5 protein-coding genes and 1 pseudogene are annotated in these 5806 nt (G+C 70.0%); 4 read left to right on the top strand and 2 right to left on the bottom strand.

All coding sequences use genetic code 11. The annotated features are described in order from the left end of the window. Positions 1-253: 253 nt before the first annotated feature. Both ABDW35_RS30685 and ABDW35_RS30680 read left to right on the top strand, forming a co-directional pair. Positions 254-1198: a threonine/serine dehydratase gene (locus ABDW35_RS30685; RefSeq protein ID WP_343717639.1), complete on the top strand. Its 945-nt coding sequence runs from the start codon at positions 254-256 to the stop codon at positions 1196-1198. 316 nt (positions 1199-1514) lie between these two features. Beyond that, entirely contained in the window at positions 1515-2024 is a 510-nt protein-coding gene (locus ABDW35_RS30680; RefSeq protein WP_343717638.1) for a MucR family transcriptional regulator, read from the top strand. 65 nt (positions 2025-2089) lie between these two features. Here the strand turns inward: ABDW35_RS30680 and ABDW35_RS30675 are convergent, their stop codons facing one another. Beyond that, positions 2090-3520, bottom strand: a complete 1431-nt coding sequence (locus ABDW35_RS30675) for an aldehyde dehydrogenase family protein (RefSeq protein WP_343717637.1) — start codon at positions 3518-3520, stop codon at positions 2090-2092. 195 nt (positions 3521-3715) lie between these two features. On the opposite strand from ABDW35_RS30675, the gene ABDW35_RS30670 reads away from it, so the two are divergent. Together ABDW35_RS30670 and ABDW35_RS30665 are read left to right on the top strand one after the other, a co-directional pair. Further along, positions 3716-4465 (top strand): hypothetical protein, encoded by a 750-nt coding sequence (locus ABDW35_RS30670; RefSeq protein ID WP_343717636.1) that lies wholly within the window; start codon positions 3716-3718, stop codon positions 4463-4465. 285 nt (positions 4466-4750) lie between these two features. Further along, positions 4751-5485 (top strand): phosphotransferase, encoded by a 735-nt coding sequence (locus ABDW35_RS30665; protein WP_343717635.1) that lies wholly within the window; start codon positions 4751-4753, stop codon positions 5483-5485. A gap of 9 nt (positions 5486-5494) precedes the next feature. Here the strand turns inward: ABDW35_RS30665 and ABDW35_RS30660 are convergent. Next, a pseudogene (locus ABDW35_RS30660) lies at positions 5495-5806 on the bottom strand (glutamine--fructose-6-phosphate aminotransferase); the annotation flags it as partial.

The following is a 5806-nucleotide window of genomic DNA, read 5'->3' as shown; positions in this document are numbered from 1 at the left end:
GCGCGATCCGCCGCGACGCCTTGCGCATCGCGGTGGCGTTGCAGGCCAGGACGCCTTCCTTGGTGTTGCGCTCGGTCTTCATGGATCGGGATATGGGGAACAGGCCCGCTTGCGGTCAAGGGGCATATGCCCCTTTCTTTGCCCTGCCCTGTTCGGTCGGTTTCGGACTTGCCTGCCGCCCTGGGTCTGGATAGGTAATTAGCAATCCGACGAATTCCTCGGCCGAGCGCCGATCCGAAACGGGAGACTGGACATGGCCGGGCTGCAGGTTGATCGCGACGGCATCGCTTGGATCGAGCCGGTGATCCGGCCGCATATCCGCCGCACGCCGGTGGTCGAGGCGGCGGGGCGCGATTTCGGCATCGATGCCGGCGCGATCACCCTGAAGCTGGAGCTGTTGCAGCATGCCGGGTCATTCAAGACCCGCGGCGCCTTCGCCAACCTGCTGACCCGCACCGTGCCGGCGGCCGGGGTCGCCGCGGCCTCGGGCGGCAATCACGGCGCGGCGGTCGCCCATGCCGCGGCGGCGCTGGGCCTGCCGGCGCGGATCTTCGTGCCGTCCATCTCCTCCCCCGCCAAGATCGAGCGGATCCGCCGCACCGGCGCCGATCTGGTGGTGGGCGGCGACCGCTATGCCGACGCCCTCGCCGCCTGCGACGCCTGGGTGGCGGAAACCGGCGCGCTGTCGGTGCACGCCTTCGACCAGGCCGAGACCATGCTGGGCCAGGGCACGCTGGCGCTGGAGCTGGAGAGCCAGGCGCCGGAGCTCGACACCCTGCTGGTCGGGGTCGGCGGCGGCGGGCTGATCGGCGGTATCGCCGCCTGGTATGCCGGGCGCGTGAAGGTCGTCGGGGTCGAGCCCGAGGCCTCGCCCACCTTGCACAAGGCCTTCGAGGCCGGGCGGCCGGTCGACGCCCCGACCGGCGGCATCGCCGCCGACAGCCTGGCGCCGAGGCGGATCGGCGAGCTGGTGTTCCCGGTGGCGCGGCAGCATGTGGCGGCGACGGCGCTGGTGACCGACGAGGCGATCCGCGAGGCCCAGCGCGCGCTGTGGGCGGGGCTGCGCATCGTCGCCGAGCCCGGCGGGGCCGCGGCCTTCGCGGCGCTGCTGTCCGGCCGCTACCGCCCGGCGCCGGGCGAGAAGGTCGGCGTGGTGGTCAGCGGCGGCAACACCGTCGCGGTGGATTTCGACCGCTGACGGGAGGATTTCCGGAGTCCTCGGCAAGGACTCCGTCGTCCGCGCGCAAATCCCTTCAGTTGATGTCAGTCACCGCAAGTGTCGGCCCCAGGGCCGAGCCGGCGACTGCCAAGCAACAATCATGCTGCGCGCGGATTACAACCCGATCCCGGATTGAACTGGAAGAACACGCGACAGGATCGAAAGCTTTTTTCTGAATCCCGTGGAACCTTATGGCTGTTCTCGGCTTGTGGCATTGATCGCAAGCAGAGCAATCTCGCAGCAAAGGATCGCCGCAGCGTTCAACGGCGGGGCTGCAGGGCAGGATGGGAGAAGCATGATGTCGACGCCGAGCGACGAGATTCTGAAGTTCACCAAAGAGATCATCGTCGCCCACGTCTCCCACAACGCGGTGGACAGCGAGAGCCTGCCGGCCCTCATCCGGAACGTGCACCTGTCGCTGATCGAAGCCCGGAACGCGGCGATCGGGCAGCCCGCGGCGGGGGCAGAGCCGCTGGCGGCCGGCAGGGAGATCGTCAGCGTCCGGCAGGATTCGGCGGCCGCTTCGCCCCAGGCCGTTCCGGCCGTGTCGGTCACGGATTCGGTGACCCCAGACTACATCATCTGCCTGGAGGACGGGCGGCCTTTCAAGATGATGAAGCGCTGGCTGCGCGCCACCTATGGCATGACGCCGGAGCAGTATCGCGCCAAGTGGAACCTGCCGGCCGACTATCCGATGGTGGCGCCGAACTACGCCAAGTCGAAATCGGTCTATGCAAAGGCCCAGGGCCTGGGCACCGAGAAGTTGCGCCGCGCCGACAAGCATCGCTCCCGCCGCGCCGGCTAAGTTCGGCGCGGCGGGTCGCGACAGATGCGGCCGGAGCCTTCCCGAAGGAAGGCTCCGGCGAGCATTCAGGCGGCCTCGTAGCCGATCACGCCCTTGATCTCGAGGAACTCCTCGAGGCCGAACTCGGCATATTCCCGGCCATTGCCCGACTGCTTGTAGCCGCCGAACGGCGCGGCCGTGTCCCAGGCCGGGTAGTTGATGTGGACATTGCCGACGCGCAGCTGCGACGCCACCTTGCGCGCCCGCTCCAGATCGCCCGACTGGACATAGGCGGCCAGGCCGTAGGGCGTGTCGTTGGCCAGCTCGATCGCCTGGGCCTCGGTCTCGTAGGTCAGGATCGACAGCACCGGGCCGAAGATCTCCTCGCGCGCGATCGTCATCTCCGGGGTCACCCGGGCGAAGACGGTCGGGCGGACAAAGTAGCCGCGGTTCAGCCCCTCCGGCCGGCCGGGGCCGCCGGTCACCAGCTCCGCTCCCTCGGCGATGCCGGTTTCGATCAGCTTCTGGATCTTGTCGTACTGCAGCTGGCTGACCACGGGGCCGAGCTGGGTGTCCGGAGCGTCGGCCGGGCCGACCTTGAAGCTCTCGGCCGCAGCCTTGGCATAGCCGATCGCCTCGTCCTCGCGGTCGAGCGGCACGAACATCCGGGTCGGGGCATTGCAGGACTGGCCGCTGTTGCCGAAGCAGCCGGCGACGCCCTTGGTCACCGCCCGCTTCAGGTCGGCATCCGGCAGGATGATGTTGGCCGACTTGCCGCCCAGCTCCTGATGCACCCGCTTCACCGTGTCGGCGGCGGCCTTGGCCACCAGGATGCCGGCGCGGGTCGACCCGGTGAAGGACACCATGTCGACATCGGGGTGGCTGGAGATGGCGGCGCCGACCGTCGGGCCGTCGCCGTTCACCAGGTTGAACACGCCCTTCGGCACGCCCGCCTCGTGCAGGATCTCGGCGAAGATGATGGCGTCGAGCGGCGCGATCTCGCTCGGCTTCAGCACCATGGTGCAGCCGGCCGCCAGGGCTGGGCCAACCTTGCAGGTGATCTGGTTCAGGGGCCAGTTCCAGGGGGTGATCATGCCGACCACGCCGACCGGCTCCTTCATCACCATCGAGGTGCCCTTTGCCCGCTGGAACTGGAAGGTCTCCAGCGCCTCGATGATCCGGGTCAGATGCGCGTCGCCGGCCCAGGTCTGGGAATCGAGCGCGAATTTGCGCGGCGCGCCCATCTCGCGCGACACGGCCAGGGCGATGTCCGGCGCGCGGCGCTTGTAGACCTCCAGGATCCGGCGCAGCAGGGCCAGGCGCTCCTCGCGGCTGGCGCGGGCGAAGGCCGGGAAGGCCCGCTTTGCCGCCGCCACCGCACGATCGACATCCGCGGCCGAGCCGAGCGAGATCTGGGCGAAGGCCTCTTCGGTCGAGGGGTCGATCACGTCGAGCGTCTTCGGCGTGACCGGGTCGACCCATGCGCCATCGATGTAGAATTGCAGTTCGTGCGCCATCAGAACCTCGTTCGGTCGTGGGGCGGAGGGGAGCCTGCGGCCCTGCCCTCCGTCGCGTCCGTCGCCTCCCGCGACGGGCTGACGAACGTTAGAACAGGCGTCGGGGCGCGGGGAAGCTCCGGCGGATGGGGAGCGGCCATGCGCGGCATCTGACCGGAGGCCGCGCTGCCGTCATGCGACCTTCCGGACTGCTTCGTGGACCGCGTCTTCGCAATGGCGGCGTTCTTTATTCTTGACTATTTGTTCCCTTTATGTTCTAGTTTCGGGATGGTTGATGCCGACACCAGGACAGAGACCGTGCTCGCCGACACGCCCGATCCGGAGGGGGCCGACGATGCGATGCTGTCCGGCCTGATCGAGCTCGGCATGGTGATGGCGCGGGCGTTCCAGGCCGAGGCCATCGCCGCCCTGCAGGCCGGCGACCTCGACCGCGCCGGCGAGGCCGAAGCCCATTTCAGCCGCCTCTTCCTCGGCATCCGCCGCGCCATCGCCCTGAAGGCCAAGCTGCGCGCGCAAGGGGATGAGATCCGGCGCGCCGCCGAACGGGACCGGGACGACCGGCTGGCCCAGGCGGCCGACCGCCGCCGCCGCGTCGTCCAGGGCGTCATAGAGTCCATTGCGGCCGCGACCCCCACACCCGCCGATGCGGAGACGCGCGAACAGCTGGTGGCCGATCTGTGGGAGCGGCTGACCGGCGACCATGCCGACCGGCCCGACAGGGCCGACAGGGCCCTGTCGATCGAGGCTTTGATCCGCAGCCTGTGCCGTGCCCTCGGCATCCGGCCCGACCGGGCCGCGATCGCCGCAGCCATCGCCGGGACGGCGGAGGCTGCAGGCAGGGCGGGGGCGGAGGCCGCCGGACATGCGACGGGTTGGCTTCGCCCGCCGAATGCACCTGTCGCCAGCCGGCCCCCGCCGAGGACATCCGGGCCCGACAGCGGCTGAGTGACAGCGTAGGTTGGGTTCGCATGGCGGACCCGACATCCCGCCGATGAGCCTCTGTTGGGTTCGCTTGGCGTGGACCCAACCTGCGAACGCACACCAGCCTGCCCAGCTTTCCACACCCCTTTCCCTTGCGGGAGGGAGGCAGGGTCTGCGCGCGTCCGCGCGCGATCGGCATGGCCGGACGTCCCACCATCCCGGGCTTGACGCCGCTCGGGCCGATCCGCTTTGGTCCGGGCTCGCATTCAAGCGAAAGCCAGGCGCCGACCGGGTTGGTGGAGAATGTCGATGGGATGGGAGGCACTGCGACAGTGGGGCGAGGACGCAGCCCGCATCGAACCGCTCTCCGGCGGCGTGGCCAACGATGTGTGGAGCCTGCGTGTCCGCGGGCGCCTCGCGGTCGGCCGCCTCGGCAGCCGGAGCGACGCCGACCTCGCCTGGGAGACCGGGCTGCTCCGACACCTCGACCATGAAGGCCTGGCCGTGCCAGTGCCGATCCCGACGGCGGATGGCCGGCTGTTCGCGGACGGCCTGGTGGTGATGACCTATCTCGAGGGCGGGCCGCCCGAGACGGCGGCCGACTGGCGCCGCGTGGCCGACACGCTCCGCCGGCTGCACCGGCTGACGCAGGGCTGGCCGCAACGCCCCGGCTGGCGATCCTCGACCGACCTGCTGCACGCCGAGACCGGGACGAGGATCGACCTCGCCGCGATGCCGCCGGAGGCTGTTGCCCGGTGCCGGGCCGCGTGGGCGCGGCTCGCCGGCCGTCCGACCAGCGTCGTCCACGGCAATCCCAACAACCCCGGCAATGTCCGCATGACCGCGGACCGGGTCGCGCTGATCGACTGGGACGAGGCGCATGTCGACGTTCCCGACCTCGACCTGGCGCTGCCCCACAACGCCGCCGGCCTCGACGGCGCCGCGCATGACATCGCCGCCCAGGCCTCGGCCGCCTGGGAAGCCGCTGTCTGCTGGAAGGACGAGCATGCGGTCAGGCGGCTCGCCGAGGTCCGGGCGGTCTGAGCCGCCGCCCTATTCCACCGTGACGCTCTTGGCGAGGTTGCGGGGCTGGTCGACATCGGTGCCCTTGGCCACGGCGGTGTGATAAGCCAGAAGCTGCACCGGCACGGCGTAGAGGATCGGGGCGACGAAGGGGTCGATGCCCGGCAGGTCGATCGCCGCCGCGGGGCCCGGGCCCAGCTTCTCGATCCCCTCCGCGTCGGAGAAGAAGATCACCTTGCCGCCGCGGGCCATGACCTCCTGGACGTTCGACACGGTCTTGTCGAACACAGCGTCGCGCGGCGCCAGCACGATCACCGGCACCTTGTCGTCGATCAGCGCGAT

Origin of the sequence: Inquilinus sp., assembly GCF_039594555.1 — a bacterium.
Taxonomy (GTDB): domain Bacteria; phylum Pseudomonadota; class Alphaproteobacteria; order DSM-16000; family Inquilinaceae; genus Inquilinus.
The sequence above is the reverse complement of the archived record's forward strand: the minus strand, read 5'-3'. Positions and strand labels throughout refer to the sequence as shown.

Coding starts and splice junctions, on each gene's coding strand:
- ABDW35_RS30675 (WP_343717637.1), bottom strand. CDS start 3,520: ATGGCGCACGAACTGCAATTCTACATCGATGGCGCATGGGTCGACCCG.
- ABDW35_RS30685 (WP_343717639.1), top strand. CDS start 254: ATGGCCGGGCTGCAGGTTGATCGCGACGGCATCGCTTGGATCGAGCCG.
- ABDW35_RS30665 (WP_343717635.1), top strand. CDS start 4,751: ATGGGATGGGAGGCACTGCGACAGTGGGGCGAGGACGCAGCCCGCATC.
- ABDW35_RS30680 (WP_343717638.1), top strand. CDS start 1,515: ATGATGTCGACGCCGAGCGACGAGATTCTGAAGTTCACCAAAGAGATC.